Below are 20,854 nucleotides of genomic sequence, written 5' to 3'. Positions count from 1 at the left end.
CTGATGCTTCCTTTCGCACCTGATCGCTTCTCCGATCGTCTGTTCCGTCCTGCTGCCGTGGCCGTGGCCGCCGCAGCCTTGCTGGCGGCCAGCCCGGCCGCCCGTGCGGTCGAGCCCTTTGCCCTGGCCGACATCCGCGTCGAGGGCCTGCAGCGCACCGACCCGGGCACCGTGTTTGCCGCGCTGCCCTTCCGCATCGGCGACACCTACACCGACGAAAAGGCCGCTGCCGCGCTGCGCGCGCTGTTTGCCACCGGCCTGTTCAAGGACGTTCGCATCGAGATCGACGGTCGCGTGGCGGTGGTCGTGGTCGAGGAGCGCCCGGTCATCGAGGCGGTGAGCTTCGTGGGCCTGAAAGAGTTCGACAAGGACACGCTGGTCAAGTCCCTGAAGGACGCCGGCATCGGCGAAGGCCTGCCCTTCGACAAGGCCCTGGTCGACCGCGCCGAGCAGGAGATCAAGCGCCAGTACCTGTCGCGCAGCCTGTATGGCGCCGAGGTGGTGACCACCATCACCCCCACCGAGCGCAACCGCGTCAACGTGACCTTCACGATGACCGAGGGCGACGCCGCCAAGATCAAGGAGATCCGCCTGGTCGGCGCCAAGGTGTTCAGCGAAAGCTCGCTGCTGGGCCTGATGGACCTGACCACCAGCGGCTGGCTGACCTGGTACACCAAGAACGACCGCTACTCGCGCGCCAAGCTCAACGCCGACCTCGAGACCCTGCGCTCGCACTACCTGAACCGCGGCTACCTCGAGTTCGCGATCGAGAACGCGCAGGTCACGATCTCGCCCGACAAGCAGGACATCTCGATCACGATCACCGTGCGCGAGGGCCAGCCCTACACCGTGACCGGCGTGCGCCTGCAGGGCGACTTTCTGGGCCGCGAGGAAGACTTCCGCCGCCTGGTCGGCATCAAGCCCGGCGAGCCCTACCGCGCCGCCGTGGTGACCGACACCACCAAGGCCTTCACCGACCTGTTCGGCACCTACGGCTACGCCTTCGCCCGCGTGGACGCACGGCCCGAGATCGACCGCGCCACCGGCCAGGTGGCGGTGGTGCTGGTGGCCGAGCCGCAGCGCCGCGTGTACGTGCGCCGCATCGACGTGGCCGGCAACACCCGCACCCGCGACGAAGTGGTGCGCCGCGAGTTCCGCCAGCTCGAGGCCAGCTGGTACGACGGCGAGAAGATCAAGCTCTCGCGCGAGCGCGCCGAGCGCCTGGGCTACTTCAAGGAAGTCACGGTCGACACCAACGAGGTGGCCGGCACTGCCGACCAGGTCGACCTCAGCTTCAACGTCAGCGAAAAGCCCACCGGCAGCCTGATGCTGGGCCTGACCTTCTCCAGCGCCGACCGCCTGGCGCTCACCGCCTCGATCCGCCAGGACAACGTGTTCGGTTCGGGCAACTACCTCGGCATCGAGGTCAACACCAGCCGCCTGTCCAAGAGCCTGGTGTTCTCGAGCGTCGACCCGTACTTCACCGTCGATGGCATCTCGCGCGGCATCGACCTGTACTACCGCACCTCGCGGCCGTATAACAGCCTGGGTGACCAGTACCAGATCGCCACGCCGGGCGGCGCGGTGCGCTTTGGCGTGCCGTTCTCCGAGTACGACACGGTGTTCTTCGGCATTGGTGCCGAGCAGACCCGCATCGGCGCCGGCGCGGGCATCCCGAACAGCTACTTCAACTACCGCTACCTGTACGGTGCCAATTCGCTGGCCGTGCCGCTCACGGTCGGCTGGGCGCGCGACCAGCGCGACAGCGCGCTGTCGCCTTCGGCCGGCCGCTACCAGCGCGTCAACTTCGAGTGGAGCGTGGCCGGTGACGTGCGCTACACCCGCACCAATGCGCAGTACCAGCAGTTCTTCCAGCTGTGGCCCAAGTTCAGCCTGATGGTCAACGGCGAGCTCGGCTGGGGCGCCGGCATGGGTGGCCGCCCGTACCCGGTGTTCAAGAACTTCTACGGCGGCGGTCTGGGCTCGGTGCGCGTCTTCGAGCAGAACTCGCTGGGCGTGATCGACCCCACCGGCGCCTATGTGGGCGGGGCGCGCAAGATCAACCTGAACACCGAGCTGTACCTGCCGGTGCCGGGCACCGGCAACGACAAGTCGCTGCGCCTGTTCGCCTTTGCCGATGCCGGCAACGTGTGGCGCGAGGGCGAGCGCATCACCACCGACAGCGTGCGCTCGTCGGCCGGCCTGGGGCTTTCCTGGGTCTCGCCGGTGGGCCCGCTGAAGATGAGCTGGGGCGTGCCGTTGAAGAAGCAGCCCACGGATAGAATCCAACGTTTCCAATTCCAGATCGGGACCGCGTTCTGATGATCACTCGAGTCTTCCAATCGCTGACGAAATCGCTCTCGCACGCGCTGCTGGTGGTGGCTGCCCTGGGTGGCGCGCTGGCGGTGTCGGTGCCGGCCCAGGCCCAGGAGCTGAAGATCGGCTATGTCAACAGCGAACGCGTGCTGCGTGACGCCACCCCGGCCAAGGCCGCGCTGGCGCGCATGGAAGCCGACTTCGTCAAGCGCGACAAGGACCTCAACGACCAGGCGGCCAAGCTCAAGGGCGCGGCCGACAAGCTGGAAAAGGACGCCCCCACGCTGTCCGAAGGCGAGAAGAACCGCCGCCAGCGCGAGCTGGTCGAGAACGACCGCGATCTGCAGCGCAAGCGCCGCGAGTTCCAGGAAGACCTGAACCAGCGCCGCAACGAAGAGACCGCCGCCATCGTCGAGCGGGCCAACAAGGTCATCAAGCAGATCTTCGAGACCGAGAAGTACGACCTGATCCTGCAGGACGTGGTGTTTGCCGGCCCGCGCGTGGACATCACCGACAAGGTGATCAAGGCGCTGAACGCTGCCGCGGGCAGCAAGTAAGCCTTGGCTGCCGTGCCGGGCCCGGTGCGGCTGGGTGAAGTCCGGCTGGGGGATGTGCTGGCCGCGCTCGCGCCGGCCTTTGGCGGCGAGCTGATCGGCAACCCCGATCTGCCCATCACCCGTCTGGCGCCGCTGGACGAAGCCGACGGCAGCAGCCTCAGCTTTCTGGCCAATCCCAAGTACGCGGCGCAGCTGGCCAGCACGCAGGCCGCCTGCGTGATCGTGGCGCCCGCCCAGCGCGATGCCGCCAGCGCCCGCGGTGCGGTCATCGTGGCCGACAACCCCTACCTCTGGTTTGCCCGCCTCACGCAGTGGTGGGCGGCGCGCCAGCGCTTGGCCCCGGCCGTGGGCGTGCATGCCAGCGCGGTGGTCGAGCCGGGCGCCCGCATCCATGCCAGCGCCTCGGTGGGGCCGTGGGTCTATGTGGGCGCGGGGGCCGAGATCGGCCCCGGTGCGGTGATCGGCCCGCACAGCCACCTGGGCGCCGGCGCCGCCGTGGGCGAGGGCACCCGCCTGGCCCCGCGCGTGACGTTGATGGACGCCTGCCGCATCGGCGCGCGCGGCATCGTGCATGCCGGCGTGGTGATCGGCGCCGACGGCTTCGGCTTTGCGCCCGAGGGCCGTGGCGACGAGCAGCAGTGGGTCAAGATCGAGCAGCTCGGCGGGGTGCTGATCGGTGACGACGTCGAGATCGGCGCCAACACCTGCATCGACCGCGGCGCGCTGGCCGACACCGTGCTGGAAGACGGCGTCAAGCTCGACAACCTGATCCAGGTGGGCCACAACGTGCGCATCGGCGCCCACAGCGCGATGGCCGGCTGCGTGGGCATTGCCGGCTCGGCCCGGATCGGGCGGCACTGCACGGCGGGCGGCGGCGCCATCATTCTGGGTCACCTCGAGCTGGTTGATCACGTGCACATCACGGCGCACACGGTGGTCACGCGGTCGATCCACAAGCCGGGCCAGTACAGCGGCCTGTTTCCCATCGACGACAATGCGTCGTGGGAGAAGAACGCCGCCACGCTGCGCCAGCTGCACACGCTGCGCGACCGCCTGCGCGCCCTCGAAAAGAAATTCCCGACGCCATGACCGAGACCAGCACAGCCCCCGCCGCCATCGCCACGATGGACATCCACAAGATCCTGCGCAAGCTGCCGCACCGCTACCCGATCCTGCTGGTCGACCGTGTGCTCGAGGTGGTGAAGGACCAGCGCATCAAGGCGCTGAAGAACGTCTCGATCAACGAGCCGTACTTCCTCGGCCACTTTCCCAACCGCCCGGTGATGCCTGGTGTGCTGATGCTCGAAGCCCTGGCCCAGTCTGCCGCGCTGCTGAGCTTCGAGTCGATGGGCTCCGACATCGACGACGACACGGTGGTGTATTTCGTCGGCATCGACGGTGCGCGCTTCAAGCGTGTGGTCGAGCCGGGCGACCAGCTGATCCTCGAGGCCAGCATCGACCGCGTGCGCGCCGGCATCTACAAGTACAAGGCACGCGCCAGCGTGGCCGGCGAGACGGCGGTCGAGGCCGAGCTGATGTGCACCATGCGCAAGGTGTCGTGAGCGGAGCCCAGGCATGACCCACATCCACGCCACCGCCCTGGTGGATGCGCGCGCCGAACTGGCCAGCGACGTCACCGTGGGCGCCTACACCGTGATCGGCCCGCATGTGCGCATCGGTGCCGGCAGCAGCGTGGGCCCGCATGCCGTGATCGAGGGCCACACCACGATCGGCCGCGACAACGCGATCTTCCAGTTCGCCAGCATCGGCGCGGCGCCGCAGGACATGAAGTACCGCGGCGAGCCCACGCGCCTGGAGATCGGCGACCGCAACACCTTGCGCGAGTTCGTCACCATCAACACCGGCACGGTGCAGGATGACGGCGTGACCCGCATCGGCGACGACAACTGGATCATGGCCTATGTGCATGTGGCGCACGACGTGCGCCTGGGCAACCACTGCGTGCTGGCCAACAACGCCACGCTGGCCGGCCATGTGCATGTGGGTGACTGGGCCACCATCGGCGGCCTGTCGGGCGTGCACCAGTTCGTCAAGATCGGCGCGCAGGCCATGGTCGGCTTCCAGGCCCATGTGGCCCAGGATGTGCCGCCCTACATGACCGTGGACGGCCATCCGCTGGCGGTGCGGGCGGTCAACCTCACCGGTCTGAAGCGCCGCAACTTCAGCGACACCCAGATCGCCACCATCCGCCAGATGCACAGGCTGCTGTACCGCAGCGCGCTGCCGCTGGCCCAGGCCATCGAGCAGATCGGCGCGCTCAAGGCCGCGGCCGACGAGGCCAGCCAGGCCGACATCCAGGCCATGCTCGACTTTCTGGCTGCCGCCACGCGCGGCATTGTGCGCTGACCCCTCGATGACCGACCAGCCGTTGCGACTGGCCCTGGTCGCCGGCGAGGCCTCGGGCGACCTGCTGGGCGGCCTGCTGCTGGCCGGGCTCAAGGCCCGCTGGCCGCAGCTGCAGGCCGCGGGCATTGCCGGCCCGCGCATGCAGGCCCAGGGCTGCCAGGCCTGGTGGCCGCACGAGCGCCTGAGCGTGTTCGGCTACGTCGATGCCCTGAAGCGCCTGCCCGAGCTGCTGCGCATCCGCCGCCAGCTGGGTGACCGGCTGCTGGCCGAGCGCCCGGCGGCTTTCATCGGCATCGATGCGCCGGATTTCAACTTCGGCCTCGAGACGCGGCTGCGCGAGGGCGGACTGAAGACCATCCACTTCGTCTGCCCGTCAATCTGGGCCTGGCGTGGCGAGCGCGTGGCCAGGCTGCGTGCGGCGGCCGACCATGTGCTGTGCCTGTTTCCGTTCGAGCCCGAACTGCTGCAGCGCCATGGGGTGTCGGCCAGTTTTGTGGGCCATCCGCTGGCCGACGCCATTCCACTGGAGCCGCCGCGCGCGGCGGCACGCACGGCGCTGGGCCTGGCCGATGCCGACACCGTGGTGGCCCTGCTGCCCGGCAGCCGGCGCAGCGAGATCGCCCACATCGCGCCACGCCTGCTGGCCGCCGCGGCGCTGATGCAGCGCCAGCGCCCGGGCCTGCGCTTCGTGATGCCGGTGGTGCCGGGGCTGGCCAGCCTGGTCGAGCCCTTGATCGCCCAGCACGCCAAGGGCGTGGCCATCGAGCGGCTGGATGGCCAGTCGCACGAGGCGCTGGCGGCCTGCGATGTCACGCTGCTGGCCAGCGGTACGGCCTCGCTGGAGGCGGCGCTGTTCAAGCGGCCGATGGTCATCACCTACCACCTGGCCTGGTTGAACTGGCAGCGCATGAAGCGCATGCGCTACCAGCCCTGGGTGGGCCTGCCCAACATCCTGGCCGGCAAGTTTCTGGTGCCCGAGCTGATCCAGGACGAGGCCACGCCTGAGGCCCTGGCCCGCGAAGGCCTGGCGCTGCTGGACGACGCGCCGCGCCGCGCCGCGCTGGAGCGCCGCTTCACCGAGATCCACCACCAGCTGCGCTGCAACACCGCGCAGCGTGCCGCCGATGCCATCGCGCAAGTCGTCCACGGCGCCTGAGCCGGTGCAGCTGGGGCTGCGCTGGGACGGGCCGGGCCTGATCGCCGGGGTCGACGAGGCCGGCCGCGGGCCGCTGGCCGGGCCGGTGGTGGCGGCGGCGGTGATCCTGGACGAGCTGCACCCGATTGCCGGCCTGGCCGACAGCAAGGCGCTCACCGCCAGGCGCCGCGAGAAGCTGTTCGACGAGATCCGCGCCAAGGCCCTGGCCTGCTGCATTGCCGAGGCCAGCGTCGAGGAGATCGACCGCCTGAACATCCTGCACGCCACCATGCTGGCCATGAAGCGCGCGGTGGAAGGCCTGCGCCTGCCCCCGCACAAGGTGCTGGTGGACGGCAACCGCCTGCCGGTGCTGAAGATGCCGGGCGAGGCCATCGTCAAGGGCGATGCCAAGGTGCCGGCGATTTCGGCCGCGTCCATCCTGGCCAAGGTGCATCGCGACCGCCTGTGCGAGGCCCTGCACGCCCAGCATCCGCAGTACGGTTTTGCCACGCACAAGGGCTATCCCACGGCCGATCACCTGGCGGCGCTGCGCCAGCACGGGGCCTGCCCGCAGCACCGGCGCAGCTATGCGCCCGTTCGGGCCGTGATCGAAGGCTGACGCCGGCCATGCCCGACATCCTGGAGATCACCTCGCGCGACAACCCGCTGCTGGTGAAGCTGCGCAAGCTGGCGCGCGATCCCGGCGGCTACCGCAAGGCCGGCATGCTGTGGCTGGAGGGCGACCACCTGTGCAGCGCATTGCGCGCGCGCGGCGGCCTGCCGCAGCAGGCCTTGATCGCCGAGAGCGCCTGGGTGAATCAACCCGCCTTGCGCGCGCTGGCCGAGGCCGCGCCGCAGGTGCGGGTGCTGCCCGACGCGCTGTTCGAGGGCCTGAGCGGCCTGGAGTCGCCCGCCAGGCTGGGCTATGTGCTGGCGCTGCCGGCGGCACCCGCCATTGCGCCCGACCTGGCCACTGTGGTGCTCGATCGCGTGCAGGACGCCGGCAACGTGGGCAGCATCCTGCGCAGCGCGGCGGCCTTTGGCGTGGGCCAGGTGCTGGCGCTGCGCGGCACGGCGGCGCTGTGGTCGCCCAAGGTGCTGCGTGCCGGCATGGGCGCGCACTTCGGCCTGCGCTTGATCGAAGGCCTGGACGCTGGCGATCTGTCGGCGCTGGCCGTGCCGCTGGTGGGCACCTCGCTGGCCACCGATCACGTGTTGCCCACCGCCGCGCTGCCCAGTCCCTGCGCCTGGGTGCTGGGCCATGAAGGCCAGGGCGTGGCGGCCGAGCTGCTGGCGCGCTGCGCGCTCACCGTGCGCATCCCGCAGCCGGGCGGCGAAGAGTCGCTCAACGTGGCCGCCGCGGCGGCCGTGTGCCTGTACGAATCGGCGCGGCGCTAGTCCAGTGAAACGGAGAAATCGGACGCACATCCGATTTCTCCGTTTCACTGGACTGGTGGGTGTGCAGCGGTCTCCGCCGCCAAGCCTTTGCGCGGAATCCTTGGCTCAAGCCACCTCGTTCAGCAAGGCAATCAGTGCTTCACACACGCGCTGATGCGCGGCGGGGTGCAGTTCTCCGGCAACGGTTTGAACCAAGGCCGCGCTGGCAGTGAACAGCTTGGCCGGCCGGGCATAGCTGAGCACCTGCAGGCCACCGCTAGCAAAGTCGTGCTCGGCCAGCGCCACCGCACGGGCATCGGCATAGGGCTTGCTGGTGATCTGGCACAGCAGCCAGTCGTCGCGACCGGCACTGGCCAGAACCAATGCCGGCCGCAGCTTCTGGGTCGATAGATCGGAGAACGGGAAGGGCAGCAACACCACCCGCCGGCGAGCGATGACCGGCACGCTCACCGGACGAGCCTTCGCGCGGTGCGCTCCGGGATTCGCGCTTGGGAGCGGCCCGTCACGCTCATGCCTTTGGCGGCTGCGTGTCGTTCTCAGGCTTGGCTGACTGGAGGTGTGCCCAGGCAGCGTCTTCTTCATCGCGCAGCCAGTCGACAGCCAGGCTGCGCTGGCTGAGCGCGGCACCGCTGACTGCCTCGTCCACCGGCTGCGTGAAAGTGACCAGCACGCGCTGGCTGCCGGTCAGGTGAACCGGCTCCAGAAAGTGCAATGCGCCATCGGCTTGCAGAACAGCTTCTACGGTGGTGAGCATGGTCAATCCTGTTGCAGGGCCCCGAGGCGGCGTGCGTCGATTATCAGGTGCCAGTCCATTCGGGTGGCGCGGCACCCGCATGCGCTATTGGGCGTTCTTGCGCAGCGTCGGCAGGCCCACGCCCGCTGCATCAAAACCGCCATCCACCGCCAGCACCTGGCCGTTCACATAGCTGGCCGCCGGGCTGCACAAAAAGCCCACCGCGTTGGCGATCTCCTCGGTGCTGCCGTAGCGGTTGAGCGGGATCACGTCGTGGTAGTCGGAGCGGATCGCCACGCTGTGCACCAGCTTGGCCATCTCGGTTTCCACCGGCCCCGGGGCGATGGCGTTGACGCGGATGCCGACCGTGCCCAGCTCGGTGGCCTGCTGCTTGGTCAGGTGGATCAGCGCGCCCTTGCTGGTGCCGTAGGCCACGCGCAGCGTGCTGGCGCGCAGGCCCGAGATGCTGGCGATGTTGACCACCGCGCCGCCGCCGTTCTTCTTCATCACCGGGGCCACGGCCTGGGTGCACAGGAAGGGGCCGTCGAGGTTGGTGTTGAGCACCGTCTTCCAGTCGCTCCAGCTGGTCTCGCCGATGGGCTTGAACACGGCCACGCCGGCGTTGTTGACCAGCGCGTCGATGCGGCCGAAGGCGGCCACGGTGCGCTCGGTGGCGGCCTGCACCTGCTCGGGCTGCGACACGTCCATGTGCACGGCCAGCACGCGGGCGGGGTCGGCCAGCTCGGCAGCGGTGCGGCCCAGGGTTTCGGCGTCGATGTCCCACAGCGCCACGCGGTGGCCGTGGGCCAGAAACCAGTGCGCCACGGCCAGGCCGATGCCGCGGGCGCCGCCGGTGACCACGGCCACCGGTGCAGCGGCTGGTGCGGTTGAGGTGGCGGGCTTGGGGGGGGGGGTGTTCATGGGGCAGTCTCCGTCTTTTGGGTGTTGGGTTGAAAGGGCCGTGGGCTGGGGCAGTCTAGGCAGGGTGCGGGCGCTCGCTGGCGGGCATCGGTGCAGGGCGGGTGTGCGCGTCCATGGCCTCGCCGGCCTGCAGGGCCACCAGCTCGCGGCTGGCCTGCATCAGGCGGCTGGCCAGGGTGCTGCGCCGTGCCGGCTGCAGCCGCGGCTCGATGGCGGCCAGGCTGATCGAGGCCACCGGGCGCTGGTGCGCATCGAGCACCGGCACGCCGATGGCCCAGCTGTTCTCGAGCACCAGGCCGGGGTTCAGGCAGTAGCCCTGGGCGCGGGTCTCGTGCACCAGGCGCCAGATGGCCTCGTCGGTGCAGCCGGGGTACAGCGTGGCGCGGGCCACGGCATTGCGCGCCAGGATCTGCGCCACCGCTTCGTCCGACAGCGCGGCCAGCATCGCGCAACTGCCGGCGCCCACGCCCAGCGGCCAGCGGTCGCCGGGCTTGACCAGCTGGTTGCGGATCGGGAAGTCACCCTCCACGCGGCTCAGGCAGATGCTCTCGATGCCGTGCAGCACGGTGAAGAACACCGTGTCGCCCGATTCCAGCGCCAGTGCGCGCAGCGCGGGTGCGGCCAGGCGCTGCAGCGCATAGCTGGGCTCGGCCGCCAGGCCCACGGCATAGGCCTCGGGCCCCAGGCGGTAGGCGCCCGAGGCGGGGTCGTGCAGCACGAAGCCTTCGTCCACCAGAGTGCGGGTCAGGCGGATGGCGGTGCTCTTGTTCAGGCCCAGGCGGCGGCCGATCTCGCCCATGCGCAGCCCGCCGGGGCCCACGCGGGTGAGCAGGCGCAGCACGGCCAGGCCGCGGCGCAGGGTCTGCGCGCCGGCGGTCTCGCTGCCGGTGGCCGGCAGCTCGGGCGTGAGTCCGCTGGAATCTGGCGTTAACCCGGAATCATGAGTCCACATATTGAACTGGTTTTTGCGCCACCTAGGGCAAAGGCGGGTGGTGGTGGCTGGAATGCTGCCTAGAATTTTTGCTGATTGGTGTGATGAATGGCCCAGGGCTTACCCGCCTACTGGGTGCACATGCTGAACCTACCCGCCTGGCCTGCCCAGGCACATGGAGCCTGCAAATGAGCCATGCCGCCCACATCGTCGGCTGGGGCCACACCCCCTTTGGCAAGCACGACGCGCTCGATCTCGAGCAGCTGCTGCGCGATGCCGCGCTGCCCGCCATCGCCTCGGCAGGCCTGGCGCCGGCCGACATCGACGGCGTGTTCGTCGGCCATTTCAACGGCGGCTTCGTGCGGCAAGACTTCAGCGGCGCGCTGGCCGCGCTGGCCATTCCCGAGCTGCGCCATGTGCCTGCGGTGCGGCTGGAGAACGCCTGTGCCACGGGCTCGGCCGCGATCTGGGCCGCGCTCGATGCGGTGCGCAGCGGGCGCCTGAAGCGCGCGCTGGTGGTGGGTCTGGAGAAGATGAACACCCTGCCCAAGGCCCAGATCGGCGAGGTGCTGCTGCGCTGCTCGTATGTGAAGGAAGAGGGCGACACGCCGGGTGGCTTTGCCGGTGTGTTTGGCCAGATCGCCGGTGCCTACTTCGAGCGCTTTGGTGACCAGAGCGATGCGCTGGCGGCCATCGCGGCCAAGAACCACGCCAACGGCGCGCGCAACCCGCTGGCCCACATGCGTCGCGATCTCGGCTTTGATTTCTGCCGCCAGCCCAGTGACAAGAACCCCTTCGTGGCCGGGCCGCTCAAGCGCTCGGATTGCTCGCTGGTCAGCGATGGCGCGGCGGCGCTGGTGATCTCGGCCGAGCCGTTGGCCGGTGCGAGCGTGCCGGCGGTGCGCTGGCGCGCCAGCACCCAGGTCAACGAGTACCTGCCGCTGTCGCGCCGCGATCCCACCCGGCTGGAGGGCGCGGCGCTGGCCTGGCAGCGCGGCCTGGCCGCGGCCGGCGTGGGCCTGGACGACCTGCACTTTGTTGAGACGCACGACTGCTTCACCATTGCCGAGCTGCTCGAGTACGAGGCCATGGGCCTGGCACCGCAAGGGCAGGGCGCGCGCGTCATCCTGGATGGCGTGAGCCGCTTCGACGGCCGGCTGCCGGTCAACCCCTCGGGCGGATTGAAGTCGCGCGGCCACCCGATCGGCGCCACCGGCGTGTCGCAGCATGTGATGGCGGCCATGCAGCTCAGCGGCACCGCCGGTGACTTCCAGCTGCCCGGTGCCCGCCTGGGGGCGGTGTTCAACATGGGTGGCGCGGCGGTGGCCAACTACCTGAGCATTCTGGAAGCCACCGCATGAACGCTGCGCAGACCAGCAATCTGGCGCGGCTGCTGACCCACACCGCGCGGCTGTTCCCCGAGCGGCCGGCGCTGATCCACGGCGACCGCAGCTGGACCTGGGCCGAGCTGGATGCGCGGGTGGATGCGCTGGTGGCCGCGCTCACCGCCCTGGGCATCCGCCAGGGCGAGCGCATCCTGCTGCAGTCGCGCAACAACGTGCAGATGTTCGAGAGCTGCTGGGCGGCCTTTCGCATGGGCTGCGTCTGGGTGCCGACCAACTTTCGCCTCACGCCGGCCGAGGTGGCCTATCTCGGCAGCAGCAGCGGCGCCGCGGCGATGATCGTCGAAGACCTGTTCGCCGGCCATGCCGCCGCGGTGCGCGCCGAATCGCCGGCGCTGCGCCAGGTGCTGTGGATCGGCGAGGTGCCGGCCGCGCGCCAGGGCAGCGGCGCCGACCATGCCTACGAAAGCCTGTTGGCGCAACACGCCGGCGCCGCGCCTGCCGAGGCCACGGTGGCGCACGACGACCCGCTGTGGCTGTTCTACACCTCGGGCACCACCGGCCGGCCCAAGGCCGGCATCCTCACCCATGGCCAGATGGCCTTCGTGGTGACCAACCACCTGGCCGATCTGATCCCCGGCACCACCGAGCGCGACTGTTCCATCGCTGTGGCGCCGCTGTCGCACGGCGCCGGCATCCATGCGCTGCTGAACGTGGCGCGTGGCGCGGCCACGGTGCTGATGCCCGGCGAGAAGCTGGATGTCGAGGTGTTCTGGCAGCTGGTGCAGCGCCATCGCGTGAGCAACCTGTTCACCGTGCCCACCATCGTGAAGATGCTGGTCGAGCATCCGGCGGTCGACCAATGCGACCACAGCTCGCTGAGGTTCGTGATCTACGCCGGCGCGCCGATGTACCGCGCCGACCAGCGCCTGGCGTTGCGCAAGCTCGGCCCGGTGCTGGTGCAGTACTTCGGCCTGGGCGAGGTGACCGGCTGCATCACCGTGTTGCCGGCGCACATGCACTCGCCCGACGACGCTCATCCCGATGCCCACATCGGCAGCTGCGGCCGCCCGCGCACCGGCATGGAGGTGGCCATCCTCGATGCCGAGCTGCGGCCGCTGCCCAGCGGCGAGGTGGGCGAGATCTGCGTGCGCGGCCCGGCGGTGTTTGCCGGCTACCACGCCAACCCCGAGGCCACGGCCAAGGCGCTGCGCGGCGGCTGGTTCCACACCGGCGATCTGGGCCGCCTGGATGCGCGCGGCCTGCTCTACATCACCGGCCGCGAGAGCGACATGTACATCTCGGGCGGCAGCAACGTGTACCCGCGCGAGTGCGAGGAACTGCTGCTCACCCACCCCGCCGTGGCCGAGGTGGCGGTGCTGGGCGTGCCCGACCGCCACTGGGGCGAGGTGGGCGTGGCCGTGGTGGTGCGGCGTGATCTCGGCCCCAGCGCCGAGCCCATCGACAGTGCCGCGCTGATCGCCTGGCTCGATGGCCGCCTGGCCCGCTACCGCTGGCCGCGCCAGGTGTTCTTCTGGGACGCGCTGCCCAAGTCGGGCTACGGCAAGGTCACCAAGAAGGATGTGCGCGCGCTGCTGTACGAACGTGGTGAGGTGCAGCCGCTGGCCGCCGACTGATGCCACCCCGCCACAAACGCTTTTCCCCCTGACCCCTGAGGAGACAACGATGACGATCAACCGCCGCACCCTGCTGGCCAGCGCCGGCGCCATGACGCTGCCCATGCTGCCAGCCACCGGACTTGCCCAGGGCAAGGCCGAGTTCCAGCTGAAGTACGCGAACAACCTGCCGGTGACGCACCCGATGAACGTGCGCGCCAACGAGATGGCGGCCAAGGTGCTGGCCGAGAGCAAGGGCCGGGTCGAGATCAAGGTGTTTCCCAGCAGCCAGCTGGGCAACGACACCGACACGCTGGGCCAGGTTCGCTCGGGCGCGGTCGACTTCTTCACGCTGTCGCCGCTGATCCTGGGCAACCTGATCCCCTCGGCGCAGATCAGCGGCGTGGGCTTCGCGTTCAAGGACTACGGCCAGGTGTGGGCCGCGATGGACGGCACGCTGGGCGCCCATGTGCGCAAGGAGATCGCGGCCAAGTCGCCGCTGTTTGCCTTTGAGAAGATCTGGGACAACGGCTACCGCCAGATGACCAGCAGCGCCCGCGCCATCACCAGGCCCGACGACCTGAAGGGCATGAAGATGCGCGTGCCGCCCAGCCCGTTCTGGGTGTCGATGTTCAAGGCCTTCGAGGCCAGCCCGGCCACGATCAACTTCGCCGAGGTCTACACCGCGCTGCAGACCAAGGTGGTGGATGGCCAGGAGAACCCGCTGGCCATCATCGCCACGGCCAAGTTGAACGAGGTGCAGCAGTTCTGCTCGATCACCAACCACATGTGGGACGGCTTCTGGTTCCTGGCCAACAAGAAGAGCTTCGAGCGCCTGCCGGCCGATCTGCAGGAGATCGTCACGCGCAACATCAATGCCGCGGCCCTGCTCGAGCGCGACGACGTGCGCAAGCTCAACGACGGCCTGATGGGCGAGCTCAAGACCAAGGGCATGCAGTTCAACACCACCGATGCCGAGCTGTTCCGCGCCAAGCTGCGTGCCGCCGGCTTCTATGCCGAGTGGCACAAGAAGTTCGGCGATGAGGCCTGGGCCTTGCTCGAGAAATACACAGGCAAGCTGGTCTGAGGCAGGCGGCACACCGATGACGGCATCCAGCACCTCCACGGCCGACAACCCCGACGCCTTCACGCTGCCCAACGAGCTGGAGCCGCCGCGCGCCGGCGCCTGGCTGCTGCGGCCCATCGAAGGGGTGTCGGCCGCCCTGATGCTGGCCATCGTGGGCATGCTGCTGGCCGGCGTGGCCTCGCGCTACCTGTTCGGCGCGCCGCTGACCTGGGTGGACGAGGCGGTGTCCATCGCCTTCCTGTGGCTGGCCATGCTGGGCTCGGCGATTGCCATCCACCGCAACGAGCACCTGCGGCTCACGCTCTTCGTGCAGATGCTGCCGGCGCGGCTGCAGGGCCCGGTGCAGGCCTTCGGCCTGGGCGTGGTGGCGCTGTTCCTGCTGGCGCTGCTGCAGCCGGCGCTGGAGTACATCGAGAGCGAGTCCTACGTCACCACGCCGGCGCTCGAGCTGCCCAACAGCTGGCGCGTGGCGGCCATTGCGGTGGGTGTGGTGGCCATGCTGGCGGTGCTGGCCGGCCATGCCTGGCGCACCTGCCGCAAGGCCCACCTGACCGGCGCGGCCGTGCTGCTGGCGGCGCTGGCCGCCGGCGGCTGGGCGCTCAAACCGGTGTTTGCCGACCTGGGCACGCTCAACATCCTGATCTTCCTGATCGGCCTGGTGGTGCTGGGCCTGGTGTCGGGCGTGCCGATCGCCTTTTGCTTTGGCATCGGCACGCTGGCCTTCATCGCGTTTTCCACCCAGGTGCCGGTGGGCGTGGTGGTGGGCCGCATGGACGAGGGCATGTCCAGCCTGGTGCTGGTGTCGGTGCCCATCTTCGTGCTGCTGGGCTGCGTGCTCGATGCCACCGGCATGGGCAAGGCCATCATCGACTTCCTGGCCTCGCTGGTGGGCCATGTGAAGGGCGGCATGAGCTATGTGCTGCTGGGCTCGCTGTTCATCGTTTCGGGCATCTCGGGCTCCAAGGTCAGCGACATGGCCACCGTGGCCCCGGCGTTGTTTCCCGAGATGAAGCGCCGCGGCCAGAAGCCCAAGGAGATGATCGCGCTGCTGTCCACCGGTGCGGCCATGGCCGATACCGTGCCGCCCAGCATCGTGCTGATCGTGCTGGGCTCGGTGGCCGGGGTGTCGATCGCCGGGCTGTTCCAGGCCGGTGTCACGGTGGCCCTGGTGCTGCTGCTGGCGCTGGCCGTGCTGGCGCGCTGGCAGGCCCGGCACGAGCAGATGAGCGGCGTCAAGCGTGCGCCGCTGGCCGTGGTGGGCCGCACCCTGCTGATCGCCGGCCCGGCCCTGGTGCTGCCCTTCCTGATCCGCGGCGCGGTGGGCGGCGGCGTGGCCACGGCCACCGAGGTGTCAACCATCGCCGTGCTCTACGCCATGCTGATCGGCGCCGTGCTGTACGGCGGCCTGGGCCTGCGCAAGGTGTACGCGATGCTGGTGGAAACCGCCGCGCTGTCGGGCGCCATCCTGATGATCCTGGGCACCGCGCTGGCCATGGCCTGGGCCATCACCCAGTCGGGCGTGGCGCAGGAGCTGGCGGCCTTCATGAAGGGCCTGCCGGGCGGCGTGCCCAGCTTTCTGGCCGTCACCATCGTGGTCTTCCTGGTGCTGGGCTGCATCCTCGAAGGCCTGCCGGCGCTGCTGCTGATGGCGCCGCTGATGTTTCCCATCGCCAAGAGCCTGGGGCTCAACGACGTGCACTACGCCATGGTGGTGGTGGTGGCCATGAACATCGGCCTGATGATGCCGCCGGTGGGCGTGGGCTTCTACATCGCCTGCCGCATCGGCAATGTCTCGCCCGACGAGGCCATGGGCGCGATCTGGCCCTACCTGCTGGCCCTGCTGGTCGGCCTGGTGGTGGTGGCCGCCGTGCCGGCCATCTCCACCGCCGTGCTGTAGCCAGGGCCCGCGCGCCGGCAAGCACGCCCGCACGAACGCCCCACGCCCGCACGCCCGCACCCCCGCACCCCCGCACCCCCGCACCCCCGCACGCCATGCCGCAGCTGACCCGCGAGATCCGCCACCCCGGCCCGGTGGCGGCGCAGCGCCACCAGGTGGCGCCGGCCACCCTGTGCGAGCTGGCGCTGACGCTTGAACCGGGCCGCAGCCTGCTGGCCGCGGTGCGCGAGGCACTGGACGCCGCCGCGCAGGCCCGCGGCCTGCCCGCGCCGTGCCGCTCGGCCGTGCTGCGGCTGGGCGAGCCGGGGCGTGATGCGGCGATGTTTCCGTTTGCCTGGGTGATGCCGGCACGCGCGAAGACGCCCGCCCATGCCGTCTACTTCAGCGACCGCTTCGACGCCGCGCAAGCGGTGCGGCTGCGCGATGCCACGGTCACCTACGGCCAGCGCGAGGGCCAGCCCTTTCTGCACTGCCATGCCGACTGGCTGGACGCGCAGGGACAGCGGCGCTGCGGCCATGTGCTGCCGACCGAGGCGGTGCTGACCGAGCCGATGCCGGCGCGGGCCTGGCTGCTGCAGGGTGCCGGCTTCGAGGTGCGGGCCGATGCCGAGACCGCGTTCTCGCTGTTTCAGCCGGTGGCCGATGGCGCCGCAGGCGGCCCGGGCCACGCCGCGCCCGCCGGCGCGCTGGCCGTGCGCCTGGCACCCAACACCGACGTCTGCCTGTCGCTGGAGGCCTTGTGCCGCGCGCATGGCATCCGCCGGGCCACGGTGCGTGGCGGGGTGGGCAGCACGGTGGGCGCGGTGTTCAACGACGGCCGCGTGGTCGAGCCCTTTGTCACCGAGACCCTGGTGCGCGCCGGCCGCATCGCGCCCGAGGGCGGCCGGCCCGATGGCGAGCTGCGCGCCGAGCTCGACGTGAGCCTGGTCGACCACACCGGTGGCCTGGCCGATGGCCGCCTGGCGCGTGGCCGCAACCCGGTGCTGGTGACCTTCGAGCTGGTGCTCGAGGCCGATCAGTAGATCAAACGGTCGGGCCGGATGTCGCGCAGGATGGTGGTGGCGATTTCTTCGATCGACTTGTGCGTGCTGCTCAGCCAGCCGATGCTGCTGCGGCGCATCAGCGTCTCGGCGGCGTGCACCTCGTAGCGGCAGTTGTCCAGCGCGGCGTACTTGCTGTCGGGCCGGCGCTCGTTGCGGATCTGCGAGAGCCGCTCGGGGTCGATGGTCAGGCCGAAGCACTTCTTGAGGTGCGGTACCAGCGACGAGGGCAGCTTGTTGCGCTCGAAGTCCTCGGGGATCAGCGGGTAGTTGGCGGCCTTGATGCCGTGCTGCATGGCCAGGTACAGGCTGGTCGGCGTCTTGCCGCAGCGGCTCACGCCCAGCAAGATGACATCGGCCGCATCGAGGTTGCGCGCGCTCTGGCCGTCGTCATGCGCCAGGCTGAAGTTGATGGCCTCGATGCGGTCGTTGTACTCGGTGCTCTTGGCGGCATCCGAGAAGCGGCCCACGCGGTGGTTGCTCTTGACCTTGAACTCGTCCTCGAGCGGCTCGACAAAGTGGCGGAACATGTCGAGCACCAGGCCGCGGCAGCCGGGCTCGGTGATGATGCGCCGCACCTCGTCGTTGACCAGGGTGATGAAGACGATGGGCTTGCGGCCCTCGGCGTCGGCCACCTGGTTGATCTCGCCCAGCACGGCGCGGGCCTTGTCGACCGAGTCGATGAAGGGCCGGCGCACATGCCGGGGCTTGCCCGGAAACTGCGCCAGGATCGAGTTGCCGAAGGTCTCGGCAGTGATGCCGGTGCCGTCCGAGACAAAGAACACGCTGCGGTTGGGCATGGGCGCTGCTGTAGGGGTGCGTTCAGGTGCGGTTCAGGGATGATAGGGGCATCGTCCGTAGAATCCGGCGAATTCCACCCCACCGGCCCGAAGCCCGACTTCCCTCCGACCGAGGCCCCGTCGCGATGAGCCCCTTGTGCACCCCCCGACAACTCGAAGCATCGAGTGCACTTGCGCGAGCCCGCGGCCTGTCCTGCGCCCCCCGCACGACGCCCCGTCCGAGCCGCTTTGCCCGCCGCCGGGTGGCACCGATTTCCCATCATCACGGAGTTTTCCCATGTCCACTATCCATCTGGCGACCGCCCTGGTCGTACCGTTCGAGCAGCTGAGAATGACCGACGTCGAGGTGGTCGGCGGCAAGAACGCCAGCCTCGGCGAAATGATCAGCCAGCTCGCCGCTTCGGGCGTGCGGGTGCCGGGCGGCTTTGCCACCACGGCGCATGCCTTCCGCGAGTTCCTCGCGCACGGCGGGCTCACCGAGAAGATCAACGCGCGCCTGGCCACGCTGGATGTCGACGACGTCAAGGCGCTGGTGGCCGCCGGTGCCGAGATCCGCGGCTGGCTCACCGACGCCCCGTTCCCGCCCGCGCTGGAGGCGGCGGTGCGCGAGTCGTTCGCGGCGCTCACCGCCGACAACCTCGAGGCCAGCTTTGCGGTGCGCTCGTCGGCCACCGCCGAGGATCTGCCCGACGCATCGTTTGCCGGCCAGCAGGAAACCTTCCTGAACGTGCATGGCATCGAGGACGTGCTGCACAAGATGAAGGAGGTGTTTGCCAGCCTCTACAACGACCGCGCCATCAGCTACCGCGTGCACAAGGGCTTTGCCCATGCCGACGTGGCCTTGTCGGCCGGCGTGCAGCGCATGGTGCGCTCCGACCTGGGCTCCGCCGGCGTGATGTTCACCATCGACACCGAGAGCGGCTTCGAGGACGTGGTCTTCATCACCGCCAGCTACGGCCTGGGCGAGACGGTGGTGCAGGGCGCCGTCAACCCCGACGAGTTCTACGTGCACAAGCCGGGCCTGAAGAGCGGCAAGCTGCCGATCATCCGCCGCAACCTGGGCTCCAAGCTGATCCGCATGGAGTTCGCGTCGCCTGAAGAGCGCGCCGCCAGCGGCAAGCTGGTGAAGACCGTGGACACGCCGCCCGAGCAGCGCAACCGCTATGCGCTGGCCGATGCCGACGTGATCGAGCTGGCCAAGTACGCGCTGATCATCGAGCAGCACTACGGCCGGCCGATGGACATCGAGTGGGGCAAGGACGGCAGCGACGGCAAGCTCTACATCCTGCAGGCCCGCCCCGAGACCGTGAAGAGCCAGGCCGCCGGCCAGGTCGAGTACAAGTACAAGGTCAAGGGCAGCCCGGCGCAGCGCAGTGCGGTGCTGGCCGAGGGCCGGGCCATCGGCCAGAAGATCGGTACCGGCCCGGTACGCATCGTGCACTCGCCCGCCGACATGGACCAGGTGCAGCCCGGTGACGTGCTGGTGGCCGACATGACCGATCCCAACTGGGAGCCGGTGATGAAGCGCGCCAGCGCCATCGTCACCAACCGCGGCGGCCGCACCTGCCACGCGGCCATCATCGCGCGCGAGCTCGGCATTCCGGCCGTGGTGGGCTGCGGCGACGCCACCGAGGTGCTGACCGACGGTGCGCTGGTCACCGTGGTGTGCTCGGAAGGCGATACCGGCGTCATCTACGACGGCCTGCTCGAGACCGAGGTCACCGAGGTGCAGCGCGGCGAGCTGCCGTACTGCCCGGTCAAGATCATGATGAACGTGGGCAACCCGCAGCTGGCCTTCGAGTTTGCGCAGATCCCCAACAGCGGCGTCGGCCTGGCGCGGCTGGAGTTCATCATCAACAACTACATCGGCGTGCACCCGAAGGCCATCCTCGACTATCCCAACATCGACACCGACCTGAAGAAGGCCGTCGAGTCGGTGGCGCGTGGCCATGCCAGCCCGCGCGCGTTCTACGTCGACAAGCTGGTCGAGGGCGTGGCCACCATCGCCGCGGCCTTCTGGCCCAAGCCGGTGATCGTGCGCCTGTCCGACTTCAAGAGCAACGAGTACAGGAAGCTGATCGGCGGCTCGCGCTACGAGCCCGATGAAGAGAACCCGATGCTGGGCTTCCGCGGCGCCAGCCGCTACATCAGCGGCGACTTTGCCGATGCCTTCGGCATGGAGTGCGAGGCGCTCAAGCGCGTGCGCAACGACATGGGCCTCACCAACGTCGAGATCATGGTGCCCTTCGTGCGCACGGTCAGCCAGGCCGAGCGCGTGATCGGCCTGCTGGCCGGCCGCGGCCTGGCGCGTGGCCAGCAGGGCCTGCGCGTGATCATGATGTGCGAGGTGCCCAGCAACGCCATCCTGGCCGACCAGTTCCTCGAGCATTTCGACGGCATGTCGATCGGCTCGAACGACCTGACCCAGCTGACCCTGGGCCTCGACCGCGACTCGGGCATGGCGCTGCTGGCGGCCGATTTCGACGAGCGTGATCCGGCCGTCAAGGCCATGATCAGCCGCGCCATCGCCGCCTGCCGGGCCACCGGCAAGTACGTGGGCATCTGCGGCCAGGGCCCCAGCGACCACCCCGACTTCGCGCAGTGGCTGGCCGACGAGGGCATCGTGTCGATCTCGCTGAACCCCGATTCGGTGATCGAGACCTGGACCCAGCTCGCCAAGTCCTGAGCCGCCGCCGGCACCTTGTGTGCCGCT

19 protein-coding genes are annotated in these 20,854 nt (G+C 69.6%); 14 read left to right on the top strand and 5 right to left on the bottom strand.

From position 1 onward, the window contains the following. Nucleotides 1–3 precede the first annotated feature (3 nt). Genes bamA through N4G63_RS09645 form a run of 8 tightly spaced genes read left to right on the top strand, consistent with a single transcriptional unit; the run spans nucleotide 4 to nucleotide 7,773 of the window. Complete coding sequence (gene bamA, locus N4G63_RS09680; protein WP_314599626.1) at nucleotides 4–2,322, top strand: outer membrane protein assembly factor BamA; 2,319 nt, start codon at nucleotides 4–6, stop codon at nucleotides 2,320–2,322. Next, nucleotides 2,322–2,873 (top strand): OmpH/Skp family outer membrane protein, encoded by a 552-nt coding sequence (locus N4G63_RS09675; protein ID WP_314599625.1) that lies wholly within the window; start codon nucleotides 2,322–2,324, stop codon nucleotides 2,871–2,873. The genes bamA and N4G63_RS09675 overlap by 1 nt, the downstream gene beginning before the upstream one ends. A gap of 3 nt (nucleotides 2,874–2,876) precedes the next feature. Beyond that, nucleotides 2,877–3,962, top strand: coding sequence for a UDP-3-O-(3-hydroxymyristoyl)glucosamine N-acyltransferase (gene lpxD / locus N4G63_RS09670; protein WP_443112020.1), 1,086 nt, complete (start codon nucleotides 2,877–2,879; stop codon nucleotides 3,960–3,962). Beyond that, nucleotides 3,959–4,435 (top strand): 3-hydroxyacyl-ACP dehydratase FabZ, encoded by a 477-nt coding sequence (fabZ, locus tag N4G63_RS09665; protein ID WP_260788103.1) that lies wholly within the window; start codon nucleotides 3,959–3,961, stop codon nucleotides 4,433–4,435. Before lpxD ends, fabZ begins: the two co-directional genes overlap by 4 nt. A 13-nt stretch (nucleotides 4,436–4,448) precedes the next feature. Continuing rightward, nucleotides 4,449–5,240, top strand: coding sequence for an acyl-ACP--UDP-N-acetylglucosamine O-acyltransferase (lpxA, locus tag N4G63_RS09660; RefSeq protein ID WP_260788102.1), 792 nt, complete (start codon nucleotides 4,449–4,451; stop codon nucleotides 5,238–5,240). A gap of 7 nt (nucleotides 5,241–5,247) precedes the next feature. After that, a complete protein-coding gene (gene lpxB, locus N4G63_RS09655; protein WP_260788100.1) occupies nucleotides 5,248–6,396 on the top strand; it encodes a lipid-A-disaccharide synthase in 1,149 nt (382 codons plus the stop codon). Beyond that, nucleotides 6,365–6,994 carry a ribonuclease HII gene (gene rnhB, locus N4G63_RS09650; protein ID WP_260788099.1) on the top strand — a complete coding sequence of 210 codons (630 nt, stop codon included), beginning with the start codon at nucleotides 6,365–6,367 and terminating at the stop codon, nucleotides 6,992–6,994. Before lpxB ends, rnhB begins: the two co-directional genes overlap by 32 nt. Before the next feature lie 8 nt (nucleotides 6,995–7,002). Beyond that, complete coding sequence (locus N4G63_RS09645) at nucleotides 7,003–7,773, top strand: TrmH family RNA methyltransferase (RefSeq protein ID WP_260788097.1); 771 nt, start codon at nucleotides 7,003–7,005, stop codon at nucleotides 7,771–7,773. A 105-nt stretch (nucleotides 7,774–7,878) separates the two neighbouring features. On the opposite strand, the gene N4G63_RS09640 is transcribed toward N4G63_RS09645, so the two are convergent. The 4 genes from N4G63_RS09640 to N4G63_RS09625 all read right to left on the bottom strand — a co-directional run bounded on the left by N4G63_RS09640 (nucleotide 7,879) and on the right by N4G63_RS09625 (nucleotide 10,379). Beyond that, nucleotides 7,879–8,223, bottom strand: a complete 345-nt coding sequence (locus N4G63_RS09640; RefSeq protein WP_260788096.1) for a type II toxin-antitoxin system PemK/MazF family toxin — start codon at nucleotides 8,221–8,223, stop codon at nucleotides 7,879–7,881. 58 nt (nucleotides 8,224–8,281) lie between these two features. After that, nucleotides 8,282–8,527 (bottom strand): hypothetical protein, encoded by a 246-nt coding sequence (locus tag N4G63_RS09635; protein ID WP_260788095.1) that lies wholly within the window; start codon nucleotides 8,525–8,527, stop codon nucleotides 8,282–8,284. A gap of 84 nt (nucleotides 8,528–8,611) precedes the next feature. Then, the gene (locus N4G63_RS09630) at nucleotides 8,612–9,427 is read right to left on the bottom strand and encodes an SDR family NAD(P)-dependent oxidoreductase (protein ID WP_314599624.1); all 816 of its coding nucleotides are present in this window, start codon (nucleotides 9,425–9,427) and stop codon (nucleotides 8,612–8,614) included. Nucleotides 9,428–9,482: 55 nt separating this feature from the next. Next, on the bottom strand, nucleotides 9,483–10,379 hold the full coding sequence (locus tag N4G63_RS09625; protein ID WP_260788093.1) for an IclR family transcriptional regulator: 897 nt from the start codon (nucleotides 10,377–10,379) through the stop codon (nucleotides 9,483–9,485). Nucleotides 10,380–10,546: 167 nt separating this feature from the next. Between N4G63_RS09625 and N4G63_RS09620 the strand changes: the two genes are divergently transcribed. The 5 genes from N4G63_RS09620 (at nucleotide 10,547) to N4G63_RS09600 (ending at nucleotide 17,323) form a co-directional block, all read left to right on the top strand. Next, nucleotides 10,547–11,719, top strand: a complete 1,173-nt coding sequence (locus N4G63_RS09620) for an acetyl-CoA acetyltransferase (protein ID WP_260788091.1) — start codon at nucleotides 10,547–10,549, stop codon at nucleotides 11,717–11,719. Then, complete coding sequence (locus N4G63_RS09615) at nucleotides 11,716–13,338, top strand: acyl-CoA synthetase (RefSeq protein WP_260788090.1); 1,623 nt, start codon at nucleotides 11,716–11,718, stop codon at nucleotides 13,336–13,338. The genes N4G63_RS09620 and N4G63_RS09615 overlap by 4 nt, the downstream gene beginning before the upstream one ends. 49 nt (nucleotides 13,339–13,387) lie before the next feature. Next, the gene (locus N4G63_RS09610) at nucleotides 13,388–14,404 is read left to right on the top strand and encodes a TRAP transporter substrate-binding protein (protein ID WP_443112019.1); all 1,017 of its coding nucleotides are present in this window, start codon (nucleotides 13,388–13,390) and stop codon (nucleotides 14,402–14,404) included. Between the two features lie 16 nt (nucleotides 14,405–14,420). Beyond that, complete coding sequence (locus tag N4G63_RS09605; protein ID WP_314599623.1) at nucleotides 14,421–16,301, top strand: TRAP transporter large permease subunit; 1,881 nt, start codon at nucleotides 14,421–14,423, stop codon at nucleotides 16,299–16,301. 95 nt (nucleotides 16,302–16,396) lie between these two features. Next, nucleotides 16,397–17,323, top strand: coding sequence for a PCC domain-containing protein (locus N4G63_RS09600; RefSeq protein ID WP_260788088.1), 927 nt, complete (start codon nucleotides 16,397–16,399; stop codon nucleotides 17,321–17,323). Here the strand turns inward: N4G63_RS09600 and ppsR are convergent. After that, a complete protein-coding gene (gene ppsR / locus N4G63_RS09595) occupies nucleotides 17,317–18,141 on the bottom strand; it encodes a posphoenolpyruvate synthetase regulatory kinase/phosphorylase PpsR (RefSeq protein ID WP_260788087.1) in 825 nt (274 codons plus the stop codon). The two genes, N4G63_RS09600 and ppsR, sit on opposite strands and share 7 nt — an antisense overlap. A 277-nt stretch (nucleotides 18,142–18,418) precedes the next feature. Between ppsR and ppsA the strand changes: the two genes are divergently transcribed. Next, a complete protein-coding gene (gene ppsA, locus N4G63_RS09590) occupies nucleotides 18,419–20,827 on the top strand; it encodes a phosphoenolpyruvate synthase (protein ID WP_314599622.1) in 2,409 nt (802 codons plus the stop codon). Nucleotides 20,828–20,854: the final 27 nt, after the last annotated feature.

Source organism: Aquabacterium sp. OR-4 (genome assembly GCF_025290835.2).
Lineage (GTDB): Bacteria > Pseudomonadota > Gammaproteobacteria > Burkholderiales > Burkholderiaceae_C > Pseudaquabacterium.
This window is presented reverse-complemented; position numbering and strand designations above follow the sequence as displayed.